This window comes from Bradyrhizobium sp. 23AC, assembly GCF_054863025.1.
Map to the genome: position 1 here is coordinate 386,874 of NZ_JAVAYN010000007.1, position 19,032 is coordinate 405,905.

Annotated in this window: 21 protein-coding genes and 1 pseudogene; 11 read left to right on the plus strand and 11 right to left on the minus strand. The window is 63.9% G+C overall.

Going from position 1 to position 19,032, the window contains the following annotated elements:
- Positions 1-32 precede the first annotated feature (32 nt).
- Together RAD10_RS19910 and RAD10_RS19915 are read right to left on the minus strand one after the other, a co-directional pair.
- Positions 33-818: a hypothetical protein gene (locus RAD10_RS19910; protein ID WP_461618874.1), complete on the minus strand. Its 786-nt coding sequence runs from the start codon at positions 816-818 to the stop codon at positions 33-35.
- A 6-nt stretch (positions 819-824) separates the two neighbouring features.
- On the minus strand, positions 825-1,421 hold the full coding sequence (locus tag RAD10_RS19915) for a hypothetical protein (RefSeq protein ID WP_461618875.1): 597 nt from the start codon (positions 1,419-1,421) through the stop codon (positions 825-827).
- Positions 1,422-1,594: 173 nt separating this feature from the next.
- On the opposite strand from RAD10_RS19915, the gene RAD10_RS19920 reads away from it, so the two are divergent.
- Positions 1,595-2,236 carry an HAD family hydrolase gene (locus tag RAD10_RS19920; protein ID WP_461618876.1) on the plus strand — a complete coding sequence of 214 codons (642 nt, stop codon included), beginning with the start codon at positions 1,595-1,597 and terminating at the stop codon, positions 2,234-2,236.
- A gap of 72 nt (positions 2,237-2,308) precedes the next feature.
- On the opposite strand, the gene RAD10_RS19925 is transcribed toward RAD10_RS19920, so the two are convergent.
- From RAD10_RS19925 to RAD10_RS19950, 6 genes are all read right to left on the minus strand, one after another.
- Positions 2,309-3,262 (minus strand): YVTN family beta-propeller repeat protein, encoded by a 954-nt coding sequence (locus tag RAD10_RS19925; RefSeq protein WP_461618877.1) that lies wholly within the window; start codon positions 3,260-3,262, stop codon positions 2,309-2,311.
- 2 nt (positions 3,263-3,264) lie between these two features.
- A complete protein-coding gene (locus RAD10_RS19930) occupies positions 3,265-3,846 on the minus strand; it encodes an SRPBCC family protein (RefSeq protein WP_461618878.1) in 582 nt (193 codons plus the stop codon).
- Between the two features lie 937 nt (positions 3,847-4,783).
- On the minus strand, positions 4,784-5,551 hold the full coding sequence (locus RAD10_RS19935; protein WP_461618879.1) for an AAA family ATPase: 768 nt from the start codon (positions 5,549-5,551) through the stop codon (positions 4,784-4,786).
- Positions 5,552-5,658: 107 nt separating this feature from the next.
- Positions 5,659-6,519: a PCC domain-containing protein gene (locus RAD10_RS19940; protein WP_461618880.1), complete on the minus strand. Its 861-nt coding sequence runs from the start codon at positions 6,517-6,519 to the stop codon at positions 5,659-5,661.
- Positions 6,520-6,528: 9 nt separating this feature from the next.
- Positions 6,529-8,136 (minus strand): acyl-CoA synthetase, encoded by a 1,608-nt coding sequence (locus RAD10_RS19945; protein ID WP_461618881.1) that lies wholly within the window; start codon positions 8,134-8,136, stop codon positions 6,529-6,531.
- Positions 8,137-8,241: 105 nt separating this feature from the next.
- Complete coding sequence (locus RAD10_RS19950; protein ID WP_461618882.1) at positions 8,242-8,739, minus strand: hypothetical protein; 498 nt, start codon at positions 8,737-8,739, stop codon at positions 8,242-8,244.
- A gap of 94 nt (positions 8,740-8,833) precedes the next feature.
- Here RAD10_RS19950 and RAD10_RS19955 point away from each other — a divergent pair, with 94 nt between their 5' ends.
- A complete protein-coding gene (locus RAD10_RS19955) occupies positions 8,834-9,193 on the plus strand; it encodes a hypothetical protein (RefSeq protein WP_461618883.1) in 360 nt (119 codons plus the stop codon).
- Between the two features lie 87 nt (positions 9,194-9,280).
- A complete protein-coding gene (locus RAD10_RS19960) occupies positions 9,281-9,556 on the plus strand; it encodes a GNAT family N-acetyltransferase (protein ID WP_461618884.1) in 276 nt (91 codons plus the stop codon).
- A 49-nt stretch (positions 9,557-9,605) separates the two neighbouring features.
- Here the strand turns inward: RAD10_RS19960 and RAD10_RS19965 are convergent, their stop codons facing one another.
- A complete protein-coding gene (locus RAD10_RS19965; protein ID WP_028144492.1) occupies positions 9,606-10,001 on the minus strand; it encodes an SPW repeat protein in 396 nt (131 codons plus the stop codon).
- Between the two features lie 317 nt (positions 10,002-10,318).
- Between RAD10_RS19965 and RAD10_RS19970 the strand changes: the two genes are divergently transcribed.
- Positions 10,319-10,594 carry a GNAT family N-acetyltransferase gene (locus tag RAD10_RS19970; RefSeq protein ID WP_461618885.1) on the plus strand — a complete coding sequence of 92 codons (276 nt, stop codon included), beginning with the start codon at positions 10,319-10,321 and terminating at the stop codon, positions 10,592-10,594.
- Positions 10,595-10,659: 65 nt separating this feature from the next.
- On the opposite strand, the gene RAD10_RS19975 is transcribed toward RAD10_RS19970, so the two are convergent.
- On the minus strand, positions 10,660-11,055 hold the full coding sequence (locus RAD10_RS19975) for a DUF3597 domain-containing protein (RefSeq protein ID WP_165637606.1): 396 nt from the start codon (positions 11,053-11,055) through the stop codon (positions 10,660-10,662).
- A gap of 333 nt (positions 11,056-11,388) precedes the next feature.
- Between RAD10_RS19975 and RAD10_RS19980 the strand changes: the two genes are divergently transcribed.
- Together RAD10_RS19980 and RAD10_RS19985 are read left to right on the plus strand one after the other, a co-directional pair.
- Positions 11,389-12,297: a DUF2189 domain-containing protein gene (locus RAD10_RS19980; protein ID WP_461618886.1), complete on the plus strand. Its 909-nt coding sequence runs from the start codon at positions 11,389-11,391 to the stop codon at positions 12,295-12,297.
- Positions 12,298-12,427: 130 nt separating this feature from the next.
- A complete protein-coding gene (locus RAD10_RS19985) occupies positions 12,428-13,252 on the plus strand; it encodes a lytic murein transglycosylase (protein WP_461618887.1) in 825 nt (274 codons plus the stop codon).
- A gap of 69 nt (positions 13,253-13,321) precedes the next feature.
- Here the strand turns inward: RAD10_RS19985 and RAD10_RS19990 are convergent, their stop codons facing one another.
- Positions 13,322-13,585 (minus strand): hypothetical protein, encoded by a 264-nt coding sequence (locus tag RAD10_RS19990; protein WP_461618888.1) that lies wholly within the window; start codon positions 13,583-13,585, stop codon positions 13,322-13,324.
- A gap of 672 nt (positions 13,586-14,257) precedes the next feature.
- Here RAD10_RS19990 and RAD10_RS19995 point away from each other — a divergent pair.
- From RAD10_RS19995 to RAD10_RS20015, 5 genes and pseudogenes are all read left to right on the plus strand, one after another.
- A complete protein-coding gene (locus tag RAD10_RS19995) occupies positions 14,258-14,410 on the plus strand; it encodes a DUF1127 domain-containing protein (RefSeq protein WP_007590701.1) in 153 nt (50 codons plus the stop codon).
- 129 nt (positions 14,411-14,539) lie between these two features.
- Positions 14,540-15,967, plus strand: coding sequence for a methylenetetrahydrofolate--tRNA-(uracil(54)-C(5))-methyltransferase (FADH(2)-oxidizing) TrmFO (trmFO, locus tag RAD10_RS20000; RefSeq protein WP_461618889.1), 1,428 nt, complete (start codon positions 14,540-14,542; stop codon positions 15,965-15,967).
- A 7-nt stretch (positions 15,968-15,974) separates the two neighbouring features.
- Complete coding sequence (locus RAD10_RS20005) at positions 15,975-17,069, plus strand: serine/threonine protein kinase (protein ID WP_461618890.1); 1,095 nt, start codon at positions 15,975-15,977, stop codon at positions 17,067-17,069.
- A 93-nt stretch (positions 17,070-17,162) separates the two neighbouring features.
- Positions 17,163-17,720 carry a CAP domain-containing protein gene (locus tag RAD10_RS20010; protein WP_461618891.1) on the plus strand — a complete coding sequence of 186 codons (558 nt, stop codon included), beginning with the start codon at positions 17,163-17,165 and terminating at the stop codon, positions 17,718-17,720.
- A 90-nt stretch (positions 17,721-17,810) separates the two neighbouring features.
- Positions 17,811-18,990 (plus strand): annotated as a pseudogene (locus RAD10_RS20015) (aminotransferase class V-fold PLP-dependent enzyme).
- Positions 18,991-19,032: the final 42 nt, after the last annotated feature.

Sequence of the window (19,032 nt, forward strand, 5' to 3'; positions counted from 1 at the left end):
CCGAAGGAGCACGGGCGAGGCGGCGGAGTGTTTCACTGGAGAAGCAGCTTTCCAGCAAGCTGTTCTCTGACACGTCGCGAGCCTAAGTCTGTGAGCCTATATCTGTCACTTGCGAGCAGAACTATCTGCCTAACGTCTGGAGCAAGAAGCTTCTTGATCGAATTGGAGATGGCCGGAGCAGACCGCTGCGCAAATCGACCGAGATCAACCCGTGAAAACCCTTGTTCGCCGGCAAAGTGGAGAAGAACTAATATCTCTTCCTCGGCAGTCAAATCTGTCCTCTGGACCAAAATGATATCGTCAAATACGCCTACGCACGGCACGTCAAACTGAAGTAACTCCCTGATCGCTTTTGCTACCCTCTCACGATCACCATTCCAAAAAATTCTGAGAATCTCGTTCATAACCCAACGCACGGATTCGACGATAAACTTCGAATCCATGTGGTTGGCGCGATACGACGGAGATATATGAACAGCTCCGCGCTGGCTTCGAAATTTGTAGATGTTTCGCAGAACGCGCGCGATGTGCAGCGCGTCGTGCCGTGGAGCGATCTGGTGGGCTAGTTTTTCATCCTCCACGTAGCGCAGGCAATCTCCAAAATCCCTAGTGTGATTGAGGTTTCCAGAGTCCTGATGATAGATAATTCGCGCTGCAATTTCCGCGAATTGCCCGCCGTCCAATTCAGCTGGCTCCCAATCCCGCTGGATAAACCTCCTCTCGGCCGAGACAAATTCATCCAGCAACTGTGAAGCCAGCAAATGATCCAGCGGAGGGCTGAGCGCTCCCAACATCACCCCTTTCTCGATCAATCCCATCGTAGTCTACGCCGCTTTTGGCGCTTGCGCTTCCGCGATTATGGATTGAGCCTTCCGAATGCCTTCATCGGTTAAGAACCACATTGATGGAGATTTTGTTGCATCTTCGCCCACAAGTGAAGGTGATGAGACCTTCAGCTTTCCGAAGTCACGCAATACGTTGCTATGACTGATCGTCTTCGCTTGGCGAAAGTGTGTATTAAAGGTCTTAGCGATCTGTCCCGCGCTAAGTTCAGATACCTGACTTACTTCCTTCAATACGTATAACAGCCAAATCGCCTTCTCCGTCGTGCTCCACTGTTGCGTTGGCGTAGCAAATTTTGAAGGATCGTTGCGAAAGTCAACAACAGACGTTGTACCATTACCGTCTCCGCCGCTTGATGCCGGTCTCGTTGGTTTCCGAGACGTTCTTCGCTTAGGAGACACATCAAGCAGCGGTGCAGATGATGCGGGGGACCGACTTGGCGCGATATCTCCATCTAGAATATTCAAGCTAGGCGACAGCATTCCCGAAATCTGATCTCCGATGCTTCGGCCGATGACGGAAGCATCTTCGCGGTTACCTTCAATTTCCAATTCGAAACCTTGAAGCTTTAATTTCATTCGAAATTTCGACACGTCGGCACCGCCTTTGGATCGAGTGAATCATTCCTCCTTACTATCTCTCACGCGAAAATCAAGAACAAAGCAGGAACTTTTCCACAGCGTTGTCAGAAATGTTGCTCGATTCTTCGAACATGCCTCAAATGCGAGCGTCGCCGAGCCCTCTCCTCTCCATGCCCTACACCCTCGCCATCTTCGATCTCGACGGCACGCTGGCCGACAGCTTTCCGTGGTTCCTGCGCACCGTCAACGACATCGCCGACCGCTTCGGCTTTCGCCGCGTGCGGGATGAAGACGTCGAGGGGCTGCGGCATGCCTCGACGCGGGAGATCCTCTCCCGGCTCGAGGTGCCGCTTTGGAAGCTGCCGGCGATCGCTCGGCATGCGCGGCGGCTGAAGGGAGAAGCAGCAGCTGAGATCTCGCTGTTTGCGGGCGTCGAGGCGATGCTGCGGACGCTGGCGGTCAATGGTGTGCAGCTCGCGCTGGTGACGTCCGACAGCGAGGCCAATGCGCGCGAGAAGCTTGGCGAGGCCGCCGCGCTGTTTTCGCATTTCGACTGCTCGGCCTCGCTGTTCGGCAAGCCCGCGAAATTCCGCCGCGTCATCCGGCGCGCCGGCGTGGAGCCCGGCCAGGTCATCGCGATCGGCGACGAGGTGCGCGACATCGAGGCGGCACGCAGCGTCGGGATTGCCTGCGGCGCGGTGTGCTGGGGCTATGCGGCGCCGGCGGCGCTGCGGGCGCTGGGCCCGGATCATGTGTTTGAGCGGATGGACGAGATTGCGGAGGAGGTGTGCCGCCATCGTAGGGCGGATTAGCGGAGCGTAATCCGCCGATCGATCGTCGATGCAAGATGGCGGATTACGCTTCGCGAATCCGCCCTACACACCCTACTCCGTCCTGCGCAAGAACGCCCCGAACGCGCGCGGGCCGTCGCCGGTCTTGATCTCGCCGATCACCTTCAGATCAGTCGCGTCGATGATGCTTAGCGTGTTGCTCTCCCAGCACGCCACGATGACGCGCTTGCCGTCGGCGGTCGCCGCGATGCCTTCGGGATAGTCGCCGACATTGATGCGCTTGATCGGCTTCAAACTCGCCAGATCGAACACGCTGACGGTGCCGCCATATTGGTCGGTGACGAAGCCGCGGCCTAGCGTCAGCGCCACCGCGTAGGGGCGCATGCCGACCGGCACACGGCCGATCTCGCGCCCCTCTGCAATATCGATCACGGAGACGTCGTCGGAGCCGACGTTGGCGGTGTAGGCGCGCTTGCCCTCGGCATCGACGGTGACGCCGAATGGTCGGGTGCCGACCTTGATCGTCGCCTTGCGCTGGCGCGTCGCGGTGTCAACGACGGAGACGCTGTCGTCGTCGCGGTCCGCCGAGAGCAGCAGCTTGCCGTCGGGCGTCACCGCAAGCCCCGACGGCGAGGCCCCGACCGCGATGCTGGCCGCGACGCTGCGCGAGGCCGTATCGATCACCCGTACCGCCGCCGCATACCAGTCGGCGACATAGACGGTCTTGCCATCGGGCGCCGCCGCAATGCCGAGCGGTCCGCCGCCGACTTCGATCCGCCCCGTCACCTGCCGCGCGGCCGCGTCCACCACCGTCACCGCCTTGGCATCGGGGCTCGTCACATAGGCAAACCGCCCGTCGGCGCTGACGGCAACGCCGGCCGGCTTGCCGCCGATCGGGATGATCGCGACGCTGCGCGAAGTGGCGAGATCCACGACCATCAGATCGTCGCTGAGCTGGTTGGTGACGAACGCCTCCTCGGCAGCGGCGCTGCCGAGGCTGGCATGGCAAAGGCTGGCGGCGAACGCCGCCAGAACCAGCATCCGCACGATCAGCTACCGCTCTCGATCTTCTTCTTCAGGGCTTCGAGGCCGGTCTTGTAGAGCCCGCTCACCGCCTTCACCGCGGCCTCGTCGCTCAGCTCCGGCGGCGGATCGTTGTTGGGAAAGCCGCGGTAGAACGCCCCGGTCCATTCCAGCTTGGACTTGCCGTCGGAAGCCGGCGACACCGTCAACGTCGAGGAATAATTGGTCACGGGCAGCACCTTCACGTCGACCTTGGTGATCCGGTACGAATAGCTCATCATGTCGGGCTCGTATTTGTAGAGCTCCTCATCGACCGTCGCCCCGCCCGTCAGCGTCAGCTGGCGCGTCGCGCCGACCTCGTTGCCCTTCTCGCCGGTGGTCTTGGTGACAGGCGGAAGCCAGCTCATGTCCTGGAAGCTGCGGATCGCGGCCCAGACCTTGTCCTGCGGCGCGTTGATCTCGATGGATTCCCGCACCTTCTGCCGGGTCGGCCCATGTGCCCAGGCCGAAGGTGAAAAAACCGGTCCCAAGGTCGCCGTCAAGCCTGCCGCCCCAACCACAGCCAGCGCCGCAGCCATGGCCGTGCGCCGTCCAATCGTCACCCTCATCTCGTTTCCTCATACGTCCAGTTGATCGTGCGCGACTTGGAATGCGCGCTGCGGTCATCCTAGCGCATTTTGGGGCCGAGGGGAGACCGGTTCGTGGCGCCGTTGCGGCGGAGCTTGGCACGCCCCACAAGCTGTTGCGCTTCCCGGCGGGCAAAACACCCATGGGAGGGTCAACGCCGCCGAACCGAAATATTTCTCTTTATCAGAACTTCGGATTATCGTATAGACAATCATCCCAACCCGGCCGAGGGGCGCATCGCGATCGTCACGACACGCGGGATGGGACGTGGTGGACGCAGGCGGCGTCGGCGCGAAGTCGGTTTGCAGGGCGGTTCACACCGTGAGCAAGGACTAACGCGCACACGACCGGTGCAGCCTGCGTACGGCAAAATCGTGTGGTCCTGGCGCCCGGGGTCTGTGCGCCAAGTGTTGCGGTGATGTGGCGGCCCGACCGGGCGCGCGCATCAGCCATCCGCAAGGCGACGGGGGCAATAGTGCATCGCTCCCCGGGGAGAGCACGACATAAGCCGTAAAACCACTGCGCAGGGAAGGCCGGATGTTTGGCTACACCTGTATGCCGCTGTGCAGCTTTTTAAGCACACGCTTTCGCACAGTGGACCGCGGGTGCCAGCGGGCACCCGGCCTTCCCTGCGCCCTCGGCACTTTTGAGGGCGATAACTGGAGCAAAGCTCGGGCGGAATGCGCCGCGAGAATGAGATCCTGTGCCCGCCATTCAACAGTCTCGTGCCCCGGACGCAGCGCAGCGCCTCTTCGGCGATGCGCTGCAGAGCCGGGGCCCATGCAGCGGCAACGTGCGCGGCTTCTGGGTCCCGGCTCTGCGCCGCAACGCCATAAGCGCGTTCACGCGCGTCTTCGACGCGCTATGCGCGTTGCAGCTTATCCGGGACACGAGTGTGGGCGGAGGTCGCGTCTTCGATCATTCCCCCAGCGTCGCCTCGACGAACCCGTGCGGATCCGAACAAAACTCGCGCATCAGCTGGTAGTGATCCGTCGCCTCGACCGTCACCGGCTCCAGCCCGTATTTCCCGAGCCGCAGCAGCCGCGCATTCGGGTAAGCCATCAGCATCGGCGAATGGGTCGCCATGATGACCTGGCAGATCCGGGAATCCTCCATGCGCCGCAGCAGCTTCAAAAACTCGATCTGGCGCGCCGGCGAAAGTGCCGATTCCGGCTCGTCGAAGATGAAGATGCCCTGGCGCTGACAGCGCTCCTCGAAAAAGCGCAGGAAGCCTTCGCCGTGGGAGTGCGACAGGAAATCGGGACCGACCTGGCCGGCATCACGCGCGGCCTTGTCCAGATACCGCGCGACCGAGAAAAAGCTCTCCGCACGGAAGAACCAGCCATTGCTGATCTTCGGCAGCCAGCTCGCGCGAAGCGCCTTGCCGAGTTGGCCGCCCATCTTCTCGCGCGCCTCGGAATGGTCGACCGGCATATAGCCCTTGCCGCCCCCGGCATCGTCGTAGCCGGCGAGCGATGCGATGCCCTCGAGGATCGTCGACTTCCCGGTGCCGTTCTCTCCAACGATAATCGTGATGGCGGCGTCGAAACTGAGCTCGAAATCATCCGGGAAGATGGGCAGGCAAAACGGATAAGCCTCGCGATCGTGAACTTTCGACGGGTCGAGCCAGACCCGCTTCAGATACGGCGCCGGCAGGTTGATCGTGCGATGACCTCGCCGGCTCATAGCCGTCTCTCCGTCCGTTCCGCCACCGGCATTCCAAGTCGGAACGTAACGGGAACAATGATGCCACGCAAGTGGCAGGGGCTCCCGGCGCCAGGGCCGGTCGCAGCCTAGTCCAGCGCCTCCAGCACCAGCTCCATGGTCATCAGCACGGGGTTGTCGCCGCGGACCAGGCGCCCCTCCGCCAAGCCGCCGGTGTAGTCGACCAGCGCGGCGTCGAGCGCGGCTTCGAGCGCGCCAGAGGGTCCGGGCGCAATCGTCCCGGCGGTGATCGCAAGCTCAGTCGCGAACGGCTCCGTCACCCCGCCATGGCTGAAGCGGGCGCCGATGGTCGAGCCGACGCCGCCATGGATCTTCGCGCGCGCGATGCCGTGCGCGCGGCAGAACTCTTCGAGCGCGCCGGCAAAATCCTGATTGGGGCGCAGCCGGAGCGCGAAGGCGCGGCTCGTGGTGCGCGCGCCGGTGCTCGCGGCCGCCACCGGCCCGAACAGCTTGAAGTTGGTCTCGGAATCGGGCTCGGCGGTGAACATCGCGCCATCGAGGCCGAAGGCGTCGACCTCGAACGATTCGGCGACGACAGTCTCGTCCGGCAGCATGTGGCCACCGCTCGCCTTGCCGCCCGCCTCCGTCCACAGCCCGTGACAGTGAAAGAACGGCGCCCCGTCGCGCGTGCCGAGCGTCATGGAGCCGAGCTTCGTGCGCGTCACGCCGCCGGGGCGGTACGTGTCGCTGTAGAACGCCGCGTTCTCGACGGTCTTCGACAGCGCCGGCATGACATAGGCAAACGGCCCGAGCGCGCCCTGCCTGAAGTTCAGCACGCCGCTGGTAAAACCTTCGGCCGCAAAGCCGCGCCGCGCGGCTTCCAGCAGCGGCAGACCTGCCGGAAGCGTGAATGAGAAGGCGCGCCCCCTCGCCTCCACCCATTGAATGCGTTCCGCGATGGGCGCGCCCGGCTGCTTGATACTCCGCATCACCTGCGCTCAGCCCGCCTTCGTCTTGTCGAGGTCGAGCAGCCCGCGCGCCTCGAGCTCATCACGCACCATGCGCTTCGGCACCTTACCATAGCCCGACTTCGGCAAGGCCTCCCAGAAGAAGAACCGCTTCGGCATCTTGTAGCGCGGCACTTTCGGCGAGAGGAACGCCGCCATTTCGGCTTCGCTCACCGCCTTCGCGCCGGCACGCGCCACGCAGACGGCGACGCCGACCTCGCCCCAGGTCGCATCGGGTACGCCGAGCACGGCGACCTCGCCGACCGCGGGATGGGTCAAGATCTTCTCCTCGATCTCGCGCGGATAGATGTTGGAGCCGCCGGAGATATACATGTCGGAGGCGCGGCCCGTGATGTAGACGAAGCCCTCCTCGTCCATGTGGCCGAGGTCGCCGGTGCGAAACCAGCCGTTGCGGAATGCCTTCGCATTGGCATCAGGATTGTCGTAATAGCCTGCGAGCACCGCCGGCCCGATCACGCAGATCTCGCCGCTCTGGTTGGCCGCGAGCTCGCGGCCCTCGTCGTCCTGGATCGAGACCTGCATGCCGGTGCGCTCGAAGCCGCAGGTGCCGATCTTCGCGTGCGGGCCGTCCTCGGGATCGTGCAGCGCTGCCGGCAGCACCGTGATGTTGCCGGTGACCTCGCCGAGGCCGAAATACTGCACGATGACCTTGCCGAGCTTCTTCAGCGCGGTCTTCTGATCCTCGCGATACATCGGCGCGCCCGCATAGATCACGTGACGAAGCGAGGAATGATCGTATTTATCGACGGCGGGGTTCTCGACCATCATCTTCAGGATCGTCGGCACCGTGAAGAGATTGGCGACCCGATGAGTCTCGATCAGGCGGAACGCCTCGTTGATGTCGAATTTCTCGGTCGGCAACAAGACGGTGCAGACGCCGCGGGCGGTCTGCACCAGCTGATGCACGCCGGCGCCATGCGACAGCGGCGCCACCACCAGCGAGGCGTCGTTCTCGGTGACGCCGGGCGTCAGATCGGCGAGATGGTTGGTGATCACAAAGCCCATCTGGCCGTGGGTCAGCACCGCGGCCTTGGAGCGGCCGGTGGTGCCCGAGGTGAAGAAGAACCAGCAGGGATCGTCGTGTTCGACGGCGACATTCGCGACATTGGCGCCGGCATGAGCGGCAATGGCATCAGCAACCGAGCGCTCGCCGAACGCGCCCTTGCCGTCGACGCTCCAGGTGAACTCGAGCGCGCCGCCTTTCACGGCCGCTGCATGCTCGGGAAAATCGACATGGCACAGAAACGCCTTCGCGCCGGAGGCCTCTGCGAGGTAGGTGACCTCATCCGGCATCAGGCGGAAATTGGTGGGCACCCAGACCGCGCCGAGCCGGAACGCGGCAAACATCGAGAAGAACATTTCGTCGCCATTCTTGGAATGGACGAGGATGCGGTCGCCCTTGGCAATGCCACGCGCGGCGAGCGCTGCGGCCAGCGCCGAGACCTGCGCATCGATCTCGCGCCAGGTCCAGGATTTGTCGCCCCAGACGAAACCGGGACGCGCGCCATGCCGCCGGGCATTCTGGGTCAGCATGTAAGCGAGATTCATGACGCGGCGCGACATGCGCAGGGGCTGCATGGGGATTCCTCTTCGAGGGCGGACGGCGCGCTGGCCGCCGGCTCATTGCAGCCCATTTATCGCCATCGCCCGCGCCCCTGCAAGGCCGCCGGATGCACGGCTCCCCTACGGCTGCTTGAACGCAAACGGCGTCGCCGTGATCGCCTTCTGCTTGACGCAGCTCTGCGGGCCAAAGCCGCCGCGGAAGCTGCCATGAAGATCGAAGCGGACGGTGCGCGCAGCGCCGCGCTTCATCGGCGGGGCCATGATCTTGTAGCGGAGGACATAGCCGTCAAATACCGGGCGAACGTTGCCGTCCGGCAGCGTCACCAGGATGTTGATGACGCAGCCGCCAGTTCCGCAATAGGTCGTCTCGCGATCGCCGCATTTGGTGTCCTGGAAATCGACGATGTAGTCGTCGCGGCCGTCACCGGTCAGGTCGATCTTGCGCACCGTATCGGGCGCGAAGATCACCTCGCCACCGTCCTGGCTGGTGCACTCCTCGTTGGCGTCGCGCAGTGCCTTCTGCACGCCGGGCGGATAGTCGGAGGGATTGAACGGCTTTGCATCCTCGGCGCGCGCGGCGGAGGCGAACAGAGCGAGCAGAAGCATCAAATTGCGCATGCGCGTTTGTCGCCGGCGCGGCCGCAATCGTTCAGGGAATTTTAAACATGATCGGCGCACCCTCGCTCAGTTCTCGTGTACAGAGTGCAGCATCATGGTCAAAGCGCCCGCCTTCCTCCTGTTGTCGCTGGCGCTCGCCGGATGTGCCGTGGCGCCACAGGCGCATCTGGCCTCCGATCCCGCGTTCAAGCCTGCACGTTATGCCTGGGATGGCGCGGGCGAGGACCCCAATCGGCCGCGGGCGGCCGCACAGCCAGCGCGGACCGCGGCCCGATCCGAGCGGAACGGCTCGCAAGCCGGGCTTCAGCCCCATTCGAAGGAGTGGTTGCAAGCGGAGGACGGCAGCGAGGCCGAGCAGGATGCGAGGGTCAACCGTTCCCTGGTCATCTGCCAGGGGTGCCTGCGCCCGCCGCAGCAGCCCGAAGATTCCAGGCTCGCCAAAGCGGCCGATTGAATCGAACGACCTCAACATCGGAAACCGCTCAGCGCGACCGTGCGTTATGACTTGGTGCGCGAGGCTGGCAGCTGGAGGGTCGACAACATGAGCAACGTCATCAACAACAAGGACCACTGCCGCTACGAGCTCGCGGTGGAAGGCCATCTTGCGACCGAGCATTACAAGCTCGATGGCAACGTGATCACGTTCGAGCACACCGAGGTGCCGAAGGAGCTCGGCGGCAAGGGCGTCGGCTCGAAGCTGGTGCAAGGCGCTCTCGACCAGGTCCGCGCCGCCGGATTGAAGCTGATCCCGCAATGCCCGTTCGTGAAGGCATGGATCGAAAAGCATCCGGACTATTCCGACCTCGTGGCGAGGTGAGAGCACAGGCCCGCCGCCCGAAGCCAGCGGGCCTGCCGACATCTACGGCCTATCGTCCGTGCTTGAGCATGTCCTGATCATTCAGATCCCAGTCCTGCCACAGCTGAAGGATGCCCAGCAGCACCACCGCCGCGCCGAGGCTCGTGTGGTAGATGCGGAGAAAGCCATCAGCGGAATAGCCGAGGGCGTAAGGCGAGGCGATGAGCCACAGTCCGACGAGGATCGTCGTCACCTCTTGCCAGCGCTGCAAGGCGACATATTCGAGCTGGCTGATGCCAAATACGACCAGGCCGATTGCGACCGTATTCAGGATCGCCGTCGGGTGCCCGGCAATCGCCGGATCCTGGATGGGAAACCACGGCGAAGCCACGATGAGCGCGCCGAGCAGCATCCCGCACCAGTCTTCCCATGTTCGATGAGTATTCAAGAAACCAAAGTCCGACATCGTAACCTCCTGCAAAGAGGCATACGTCTGCGGCTGGCAATCATGACACTCCGAATGTCTAGCGACCCTGCCGGCCGCATTCGGGCGTATGTCCTTGAGAGGACGTGGGAGCCGCCGTGGAACTTGCAAGAGCGGCGCCGGTAATTATTGGAGCCGGCGCGGTGTTCACCAAGGATGGTTTCTCATACTGCACTGCAGCTACAGGCACGCGCGTTTGCAGATATCTGCCGTGCGGCAAGCTCCCATGGCCGCGCCTTGCCAAGGACGGGGACGGGCTCCTAGATCAACGCGTCAGACGCACGTCGGAAGGATCTTGCATGGTGGCATCGGTACGGGACAACAAGGACAGGAGCCGCTTCGAACTCGATGTCGGCAACGAGGTCGCCTTCGCCAATTACCGGCTGACCCCGACGGCGGTCATCATCACCCACACCGAGACGCCCCGCACGCTACGCGGCCGCGGCATCGCCTCCGAGCTGATCAAGGGCGCGCTCGATTTGATCCGGCGCGACGGCCGCAAGGTGATCGCCGGCTGCGGCTTCGTGGTCGACTATCTCGACAGGCATCCGGAGGATGCGGATCTGGTCGCTTGAAAGCAAAGGGACCCGCGAGATCGCGGGCCCCTGCGGCACGACCGGCATTCGGTCAGTGCTTGCGGTCAGTGCTTGATCTCAGGCGGCAGCTTGCCGCCATTGGCGGCGAGCTTGGACATCACCTGCTTGTGCAGCCAGACATTCATGCTGGCCGAGTCGTTCATGTCGCCGCTGTAGCCGAGCTCCTTGGCGAGATCCTTGCGCGCAGCGAGGCTGGAATCGATGTCGAGCGCCTTCATGAGGTCGACGATCGAGGTACGCCATTCCAGCTTCTCGCCCTTGTGCGCGGCCACCGCCTTGTCGACGATCGCCGCCACATCGACCGCGGCCATCGGTGCGGAAGCCGGCGCTCCCGGCGCGGCCCCTGCGGGCGCACTGCCCGGCGCTGCGCCACCGGCGGGCGCGGCAGAAGCCGGCTGGCCGCCGAAGATCGCGCTCATGATTTTCCCGAAAATGCTCATGTCTGCTCCCCGAAAAGGATCCGTTGGAAGGGCCTTGAGTGGCACTTATAGACCAAGTTACTGCGTGGCGCCCGCGAAGTTCTGCGAACCACCACGCAGCATCAGCTTATCTGCGGCGAAATGACGGCCGAATGACATCGTCGAGGTTGCGATGCGGCATCGAATTTCACCCAAGCGTGAGGGACAGGACTCGGAATTAGGCGTACGCTTCCAGTTCAGCTCGCGATGTCATCCGGAATTCTCTGGTCGGGATCGCGGGACTTAAGAGAATGGCGGCCGCTCGCGCCGTTTGCCGGCGCCGAATTCGGCCGCTCGGCAAGGGAGCTAGCGACCATGGCCACACTCTACCAGGGCAATGTCCCCACGATGGCCCAGCCCACTGATGCGGCTGGACCGGTGATCCGAACCATCCAGCTGTCCGATCTGCACGATGCGCTCAGGCGCGGCTGGGAAGATTTCAAGGCCGTGCCGAGCCACGCCATCATCCTCTGCGTGATCTACCCGGTGCTCGGCCTCGTGCTCGCCCGCGTGGTGATGGGCTATTCGGTGCTGCCACTGCTGTTTCCGCTCGCCGCCGGCTTCGCGCTGATCGGCCCCTTCGCAGCGCTCGGTCTCTACGAGCTTTCCAGCCGGCGCGAACGCTATGAGGAAGCCAGCGCGTGGGATGCGATGGAGGTGCTGCGTTCGCCTTCGTTCGGAGCGATGCTCGGCCTCGGTACGTTGCTGCTCGCGCTGTTCGTGACCTGGGTTGCGACCGCGCAGGCGATCTATGTTGCGGCGTTCGGCTATGAGGGCGTCACCGGAATCTCGGACTTCATAACGCGCGTGCTGACGACGCAGCAGGGCTGGTGGCTGATCGTGGTCGGCTGCGGCGTCGGTTTCCTGTTCGCGCTCGCCGCGCTCTGCATCAGCGCCGTGTCGTTCCCCTTGATGCTGGATCGCCATGCCGGCGCGTTCGAGGCGATGAGCACCTCGCTGCGCGTGGTCGCGAGGAACCCGGTGCCGATGGCGGCCTGGGGCCTGATCGTGGCGGTGCTGCTCGCGCTCGGCACCATTCCAGCCTTCGTCGGCCTCGCCGTGGTGATCCCCCTGCTCGGCCATGCCACCTGGCATCTTTACCGCAAGGTGATCGTCTCGGAGCCCGGTGCACGTCCGGTGCCGCCCCCGCCGCATCGTCCGCGCAAGCCAGCTGCCGACTTCCCGGCCAACCTCTTCCCCTGGCGCAACAGGACGGACGCCTGACGATATCGTGACATGCGATCCTGCCCTGGTTCGGGCAGGATCGCGACCTGTCGCACGCCTTGCTTTGGCCGCGGTTCCGATCGAGATTGCGCGCCCCGGTCAGATCGCTTCACGGAATTCATTATCTCGAATGACCTCGACGATTTCTCGTCTCGCTCTCGCAGCCTTCGCCCTCTCCGCGTCAATCCTGTCCGCCCAGCCAGCGTTCGCCGCGGTTGCCTGCGGCTCGGGCAATTTCGATGCCTGGCTTGCGGACTTCAAGACCGACGCTGCGGCCAAGGGCATCTCACAACAGGCCATCGCATCGGGGCTCGCCGGCGTGACGCTCGATCAGAGCGTGCTCAACCGCGACCGCTCGCAAAAGGTCTTCGCCCAGACCTTCGAGGAATTTTCCGGCCGCATGGTGCCGCCGCGCCTGGAGCGCGGCTCCAACAGGATGAAGCAGTACGGCTCGGTGCTGTCGCGGATCGAGCAGACCTATGGCGTTCCCGGTGAGGTCCTGGTCGCGATCTGGGGCTTGGAGACCGATTTCGGCGTCAACACCGGCAAGTTCGGCACGATCCGGTCGCTCGCCACACTGGCCTATGACTGCCGGCGCGCGGAGCAGTTCCGCGCCGAGCTGCTCGACGCGCTGCGCATCGTCCAGCGCGGCGATCTCGCGCCAGCCGAGATGAAGGGCGCCTGGGCCGGCGAGCTCGGCCAGACCCAGTTCATGCCGTCGTCCTGGATGAAATACGCCGTCGATTTCGACGGCAACGGCAAGCGCGACCTCCTGCACAACGCGCCCGACGTGCTCGCCTCCACCGCCAATTATCTTGCCGGCTATGGCTGGCAGAAGGGCAAGGATTGGCAGCCGGGCAGTCCGAATTTCGCAGTGCTGCAGCAGTGGAACAAGAGCGAGGTCTATTCCAAGACTGTCGCCTATTTCGCCACCCAGCTGGCGCGCGCCCCTTAAGTGGGTCGCCCAAACGCGTAGGGCCGATCGCCCGGCGACCGGCCCTCTCTGGTGCGTCTACCTACCCGTTTACTTGCCCATGGTGGCGTGCATCGCCTTGTTCAGATGCGCGCCGCACGCACCCATTTTGCCGTTGAGTAGCGAATCCTGGGCAGCCGCGATCTCCTTCTGCGCCACGAGCTTGCTGTCGCCATCGGCCATGTTTTCGATCGCGGTCTCCGTCTTCTCCAGGTTGGCCGAGCTACAACCGCCCGCGGCGTGCTTGGCGGCCTGGGCCGGCGCGACGGCGAACGCGACGGCGGCAATTGCGATAACCCCGAGTAACTTCGTCATGATGTTACTTCCTTCTCTTGTTCTTGAAGCAGGACCAGCGACATTGCCGGATTCTGCGACATGACTTTCCCCCGGACGCGGCAACTTGCCGCAATAAATTCCCCGCGAGAATTGCGTGATGTTGCGCGCTACGCAGAGCCGCATGCGAAATTTCTGATTTTCATTACATCCCGGTAATCATCGCCACACGCTCGGCGTGTGTGCGTTGCGCTACCGTGGGTGCGAATTGGCCGTTCCGCTGCATCCCGCGCCCAAATCCGCTCCACCCAAGCCGTTCGGACCCTTCCCAAGCCTGCAGCCGATCTCCCAAAAAGTGAATTAGAATTCAAAATTGCGATATTCGCCTCATGCGAATCACGCATGCCGGACTTGGCTGTAGAAGCTGTCCGACCGACTTGCCGGCGACAGGCAAGCAACCTATTTCGGCTATGATCGAAATCAATCGACTTCCCTTAAATCCGTGATTTCACGGGAGTTTATTGCCAGATTCGGCCCATACAGCCCAAGCCTTGGGCGGGACTGGCGAGAGGTTAAGCGTCCCTTACTCGCGGTATGCGTTACTCGCTTAGCTGCATCGCAACATCGGAACTTTCGCACTGCACCACTCTCACCTATATTCATTTCAACGATGCAGCCCGGGCAAGGGCTGAATCGAACTACAGGAGACTACCAATGCTGCTCTCGCTCATCCGCATGATCCAGGCCTTCCGGGACTATCAGCGCAATGTTGCCGAGCTGTCCCAGCTCAGCGATCGCGAACTGGCCGATATCGGCCTCGATCGCTCGGACATCCCGCGCGTTGCCGCCGGTCAGTATCAGGGCTGATATCGTTTCAGCCCTTCCACCGGAACGGACCGATAGCGCCCGCCTCGTGCGGGCGTTGTCGTATCTAGCGGCAGAAAACTCCATCTCGGCGATTCCACTCCCCGCCGAAAAGCGCTACCTGTCCGCCCCATGACAGGACCTCAATCCAACATCGTGCACGTGATCGGCGCCGGCCTTGCCGGCTCCGAAGCCGCCTGGCAGGTGGCCAAAGCCGGCGTGCCCGTGGTGCTGCACGAGATGCGGCCGACCCGCATGACCGAAGCGCACCGCACCGACGGGCTCGCAGAGCTCGTCTGCTCCAATTCGTTCCGCTCGGACGACGCCGCCAACAACGCCGTCGGCCTGCTGCATGCCGAAATGCGCCGGCTCGATTCGCTGGTCATGCGTGCAGCCGACGCCAACCAGGTGCCTGCTGGCGGCGCGCTCGCCGTCGACCGCGACGGCTTCTCCGCGGCCGTCACCAAAGCGCTGAACGACCATCCCCTGATCCAGATCGCCCGTGGCGAGGTTGCAGGCTTGCCCCCGGCCGATTGGAGCAACGTCATCGTTGCCACCGGCCCCCTCACCTCCGCTCCACTGGCCGATGCCATCCGCGAGCTGACCGACGAGAACGCGCTCGCCTTCTTCGACGCGATCGCGCCGATCGTGCACCGCGAATCCATCGACATGTCGGTGGCCTGGTTTCAGTCACGCTACGACAAGGTCGGCCCCGGCGGCACCGGCGCGGACTACATCAACTGCCCGATGACCAAGGAGCAGTACGACGACTTCGTCGCCGCGCTCATCGCCGGCGAGAAGACCGAGTTCAAGGAGTGGGAGACCAACACGCCCTATTTCGACGGCTGCCTGCCGATCGAAGTGATGGCGGAGCGCGGCCCCGAGACCTTGCGCCACGGTCCGATGAAGCCGGTCGGCCTCACCAATCCGCACGATCCCACGACGAAAGCCTACGCGATCGTGCAGCTGCGCCAGGACAACAAGCTGGGCACGCTCTACAACATCGTCGGCTTCCAGACGAAGCTGAAATACGGCGAGCAGCAGCGCATCTTCCGCACCATTCCCGGGCTGGAGAAGGCCGAATTCGCCCGCCTCGGCGGCCTGCATCGCAACACCTTCCTCAACTCGCCAAAACTGCTCGACAGTCAGCTGCGCCTGCGCGCACAGCCGAGGCTGCGCTTCGCCGGCCAGATGACGGGTTGCGAGGGCTATGTGGAATCGGCCAGCGTCGGCCTGATCGCCGGTCTCTATGCAGCGGCGGACGCGCGCGGCGAGACGCTTGTCAGCCCGCCTGGCACGACCGCGCTCGGATCGCTGCTCGGCCACATCACCGGCGGCCACATCGAGACCATCGAGCCCGGCACACGCTCGTTCCAGCCGATGAACATCAATTTCGGTCTATTCCCACCGCTTGCGACCGCGCCGACAAAGAAGCCCGACGGCACGCGCCTGCGCGGCAACGAAAAGACGGTGGCCAAGAAGCAGGCGATGAGTGCACTGGCACTCGCCGATCTCGATCGCTGGATCGCCGATCATTTGCGCATTGCCGCAGCCGCGTGAGTTTGCAATGAGCCTCCCCAAAGACGACGCCGCGACGCTCTCGGCGCGCTGGACCGAGGGCGTGCTGCTCAAGCGCGACGTATTCTCGACCGTCGAGCGCGGGCGCTTCCGCGGCGAGAGCGGCGAGGTCGATGCCGTGCTGCGCCGGCTCGACGAGGTGCCGTGGTGGTCATTCCTGCTGGCGCGCCATCTGTTCGCCCGCGAGAAGCACGCTCTGGCGCTCGCCAAAGGCCTCAACGTTGGTCCGGAGCTGCTGTGGGCCGGACGCCGTGCGCTGGTGCGCGGCTTCGTCGACGGCGTCGCTTTGCATCTGGCAAAGCCGCATGGCGACCTCGCCTATTTCCGTTCGGCCAAGGGGGCCCTGCGCCGACTGCGCCGCGCCGGTATCTGCCACAACGATCTTGCCAAGGAACAGAACTGGCTGGTCGGCCGCGGCGGCCTCGCCTATGTCACCGACTTCCAGCTCGCCGCCTGCTTCAACCGGCGCGGCCGGCTCTATCGCGTCCTCGCCTATGAAGACCTCCGGCATCTGCTCAAGCACAAGCGCTCCTACGCGCCGGATGCGCTGACGCCGCGCGAGCGAAAGATCCTTGCGAAGAAGTCATTCGCCGCCAGCCTGTGGCTTGTCACCGGCAAGAAGGTCTATCGCGCGATCACGCGCGGCCTGTTCAATTTCACCGATCGCGAGGGCGGCGGCCGCAGGCTCGTGAACGACGCGCCGGTGCTGACCGAGCTGATCCGCAAAAATCCAGCCGTGCGCGACACCGCCATCGTGGCTTTCGCGGACCGCCGCTCCGGCGTCGGGCTCTATGCCTTCGTCGAAGCCGACCAGGCCACGCTCGAAGGCCAGTTGCGGAACGAGCTTTCGGCCGCCAAGGGGCCGAAACCGCCGGAGCACATCCAGGTGGTGCACGCGCTGCCGCGCGATGCCAGCGGCAAGCCGCGCACCGAGATTCTGCAGCTGGTTGCCATGAATCAGCTCGACCTGATCGAGCCGATGATGAAGAACGACCAGGATCGCGCTTTCCTCAAGGACATCCTGGAACAGCGCAAAAACCTGCGCGATCGCTTCAACTTCGAGGCGGACCTGCCAGCGAGCTGACGGGCGGTCTCGCCTTGAAGCGTCCACATTGGCGATAGAGAAGCAGTCGGACAAGGCAGGCTCGGCGGGGTCATGGGCACTCGGGGGACGATGATGGATCGCGTGGTTGGCGGCCTGATTGCCGGCCTTCTGCTGCTGGCGGCCGCGCCCGCAATGGCCGAGACCCCGGCCGAGCTGATCTCCAGCTTCCGCCTCAAGCACGGTGAAGTTCGCGTCCTCCGCGATTCCACCCTCGACCGCATCGCCATGGACCAGGCCCGCGCGATGGCGGCGAAGGACGACCTCAGTCACGACGCGCTCGGCCCCTTCAATCGCCGCGTCGCGCCCGCCGGCGCGGGCCGCGCCGCCGAGAACATCGCCTACGGCTACGACAATTTCGAGAAGACCCTGGGACAGTGGATCGACTCGTCCGGGCACCGCAAGAACCTGTTGCTGCACAACGCCTCCCGCGTCGGCATCGCCAGCGCCAGGAATGCCAGCGGCAAGCGCACCTATTGGGCCATGGTGATCGCCGGCGATTACGAGCCGAAGGGCAAGGGCAAGAAGAACAAGGACAAGGAGCCCCTCGTTGCCGTGAAACGCGAGGCTGCGCCTGCGAGCAAACCCAAATCGAGCAACTGCCACGTCAAGCTGCTCGGCCTCTGCATCTGAGATCCAGCCGACGTCCCTGGCCTGACGTCTTGCTCGGCCCCTTCGGCGCATCTAATTCATCATCACGGATCGCGGAAAGTGGAGGCGTTGGTGATCGACATCGACCAAATACGGTCTGACACGCCGGCCGCCAGCCGGCTCACATATCTCCACAATGCCGGGGCGGCGCTCATGCCGACTTCCGTTGTCGCGGCGATGAAGCAGCATATCGATCTGGAAAGCGAGATCGGAGGCTATGCGGCCGCCGATCGCGAGGCCGACCGGCTCGAAGCGGTCTACGGCTCGGTGGCGCGTCTGCTCAACGCCGCACCCGACGAGATCGACGCTCGTGGAGAACGCGACGGTCGCCTGGCAGATGGCGTTCTACGCGCTTCCGTTTCGCAAGGGCGACCGCATCCTGACTGCCGAGGCGGAATACGCGGCCAATTATGTCGCGTTCTTACAGGTCGCCAAGAGGACCGGCGCGATCATCGACGTCGTGCCGAGCGATGCCAGCGGCGAGCTCGACGTCGACGCGCTCGAGCGCATGATCGATGAGCGCGTAAAGCTGATCGCGATCACCTGGGTCCCGACCAATGGCGGGCTGGTCAATCCGGCGGCAGCTGTCGGCAAGATCGCGCGGGCACGCGGCATTCCCTATCTGCTCGATGCCTGCCAGGCGGTCGGCCAGATGACGGTCGACGTCGAAGCCATCGGCTGCGACATGCTGTCGGCCACGGGTCGCAAATTCCTGCGCGGCCCGCGCGGCACCGGCTTTCTCTACGTTCGCCGCGCGCTGCTGCAACGCCTCGAGCCGCCGATGATCGATCACTTCGCCGCGCCCTGGGTCTCGCGCGATGAATATCGGCTTCGCGACGATGCACGCCGCTTCGAGACCTGGGAGAACAATTACGCGGCCCGGCTGGGCCTCGGCGCCGCCGTCGACTACGCCCTCGAGATCGGCATCGCTCCGATCGAACAACGCTGCCGCATGCTTGCCGGCCGTCTTCGCAGCGGCCTCGCCGCCCTTCCCGGCATCACCATTCGCGACCTCGGACGCGCGCCGGGCGCCATCGTCAGCTTCACGCTGGACGGGCACGAGGCGGACGCCGTTGTCGCCAGTGCCGCGGCAGCCGGCATTACCATCGGCGCTTCAGATCCTTCGAGCACGCGTATCGATGCCGAACTTCGCTCCTTGCCGCATGTCGTGCGGGCATCGCCGCATTATTACAACACGGAGGCGGAGATCGATCGGCTGATCGCTCATCTGGCGGATCTGGCGGCATGGTAGCAAAAAGGCCGACGCGGCCGAGCCGACCTTGAAGTCGGTCCA

Coding starts and splice junctions, on each gene's coding strand:
- RAD10_RS19915 (WP_461618875.1), bottom strand. CDS start 1,421: ATGAAATTAAAGCTTCAAGGTTTCGAATTGGAAATTGAAGGTAACCGC.
- RAD10_RS19945 (WP_461618881.1), bottom strand. CDS start 8,136: ATGCAGCCCCTGCGCATGTCGCGCCGCGTCATGAATCTCGCTTACATG.
- RAD10_RS19910 (WP_461618874.1), bottom strand. CDS start 818: ATGGGATTGATCGAGAAAGGGGTGATGTTGGGAGCGCTCAGCCCTCCG.
- RAD10_RS19935 (WP_461618879.1), bottom strand. CDS start 5,551: ATGAGCCGGCGAGGTCATCGCACGATCAACCTGCCGGCGCCGTATCTG.
- RAD10_RS19955 (WP_461618883.1), top strand. CDS start 8,834: ATGGTCAAAGCGCCCGCCTTCCTCCTGTTGTCGCTGGCGCTCGCCGGA.
- RAD10_RS19975 (WP_165637606.1), bottom strand. CDS start 11,055: ATGAGCATTTTCGGGAAAATCATGAGCGCGATCTTCGGCGGCCAGCCG.
- RAD10_RS19980 (WP_461618886.1), top strand. CDS start 11,389: ATGGCCACACTCTACCAGGGCAATGTCCCCACGATGGCCCAGCCCACT.
- RAD10_RS20005 (WP_461618890.1), top strand. CDS start 15,975: ATGAGCCTCCCCAAAGACGACGCCGCGACGCTCTCGGCGCGCTGGACC.
- trmFO (WP_461618889.1), top strand. CDS start 14,540: ATGACAGGACCTCAATCCAACATCGTGCACGTGATCGGCGCCGGCCTT.
- RAD10_RS19985 (WP_461618887.1), top strand. CDS start 12,428: ATGACCTCGACGATTTCTCGTCTCGCTCTCGCAGCCTTCGCCCTCTCC.
- RAD10_RS19950 (WP_461618882.1), bottom strand. CDS start 8,739: ATGCGCAATTTGATGCTTCTGCTCGCTCTGTTCGCCTCCGCCGCGCGC.
- RAD10_RS19920 (WP_461618876.1), top strand. CDS start 1,595: ATGCCCTACACCCTCGCCATCTTCGATCTCGACGGCACGCTGGCCGAC.
- RAD10_RS19965 (WP_028144492.1), bottom strand. CDS start 10,001: ATGTCGGACTTTGGTTTCTTGAATACTCATCGAACATGGGAAGACTGG.
- RAD10_RS19990 (WP_461618888.1), bottom strand. CDS start 13,585: ATGACGAAGTTACTCGGGGTTATCGCAATTGCCGCCGTCGCGTTCGCC.
- RAD10_RS19930 (WP_461618878.1), bottom strand. CDS start 3,846: ATGAGGGTGACGATTGGACGGCGCACGGCCATGGCTGCGGCGCTGGCT.
- RAD10_RS20010 (WP_461618891.1), top strand. CDS start 17,163: ATGGATCGCGTGGTTGGCGGCCTGATTGCCGGCCTTCTGCTGCTGGCG.
- RAD10_RS19970 (WP_461618885.1), top strand. CDS start 10,319: ATGGTGGCATCGGTACGGGACAACAAGGACAGGAGCCGCTTCGAACTC.
- RAD10_RS19960 (WP_461618884.1), top strand. CDS start 9,281: ATGAGCAACGTCATCAACAACAAGGACCACTGCCGCTACGAGCTCGCG.
- RAD10_RS19995 (WP_007590701.1), top strand. CDS start 14,258: ATGCTGCTCTCGCTCATCCGCATGATCCAGGCCTTCCGGGACTATCAG.
- RAD10_RS19940 (WP_461618880.1), bottom strand. CDS start 6,519: ATGCGGAGTATCAAGCAGCCGGGCGCGCCCATCGCGGAACGCATTCAA.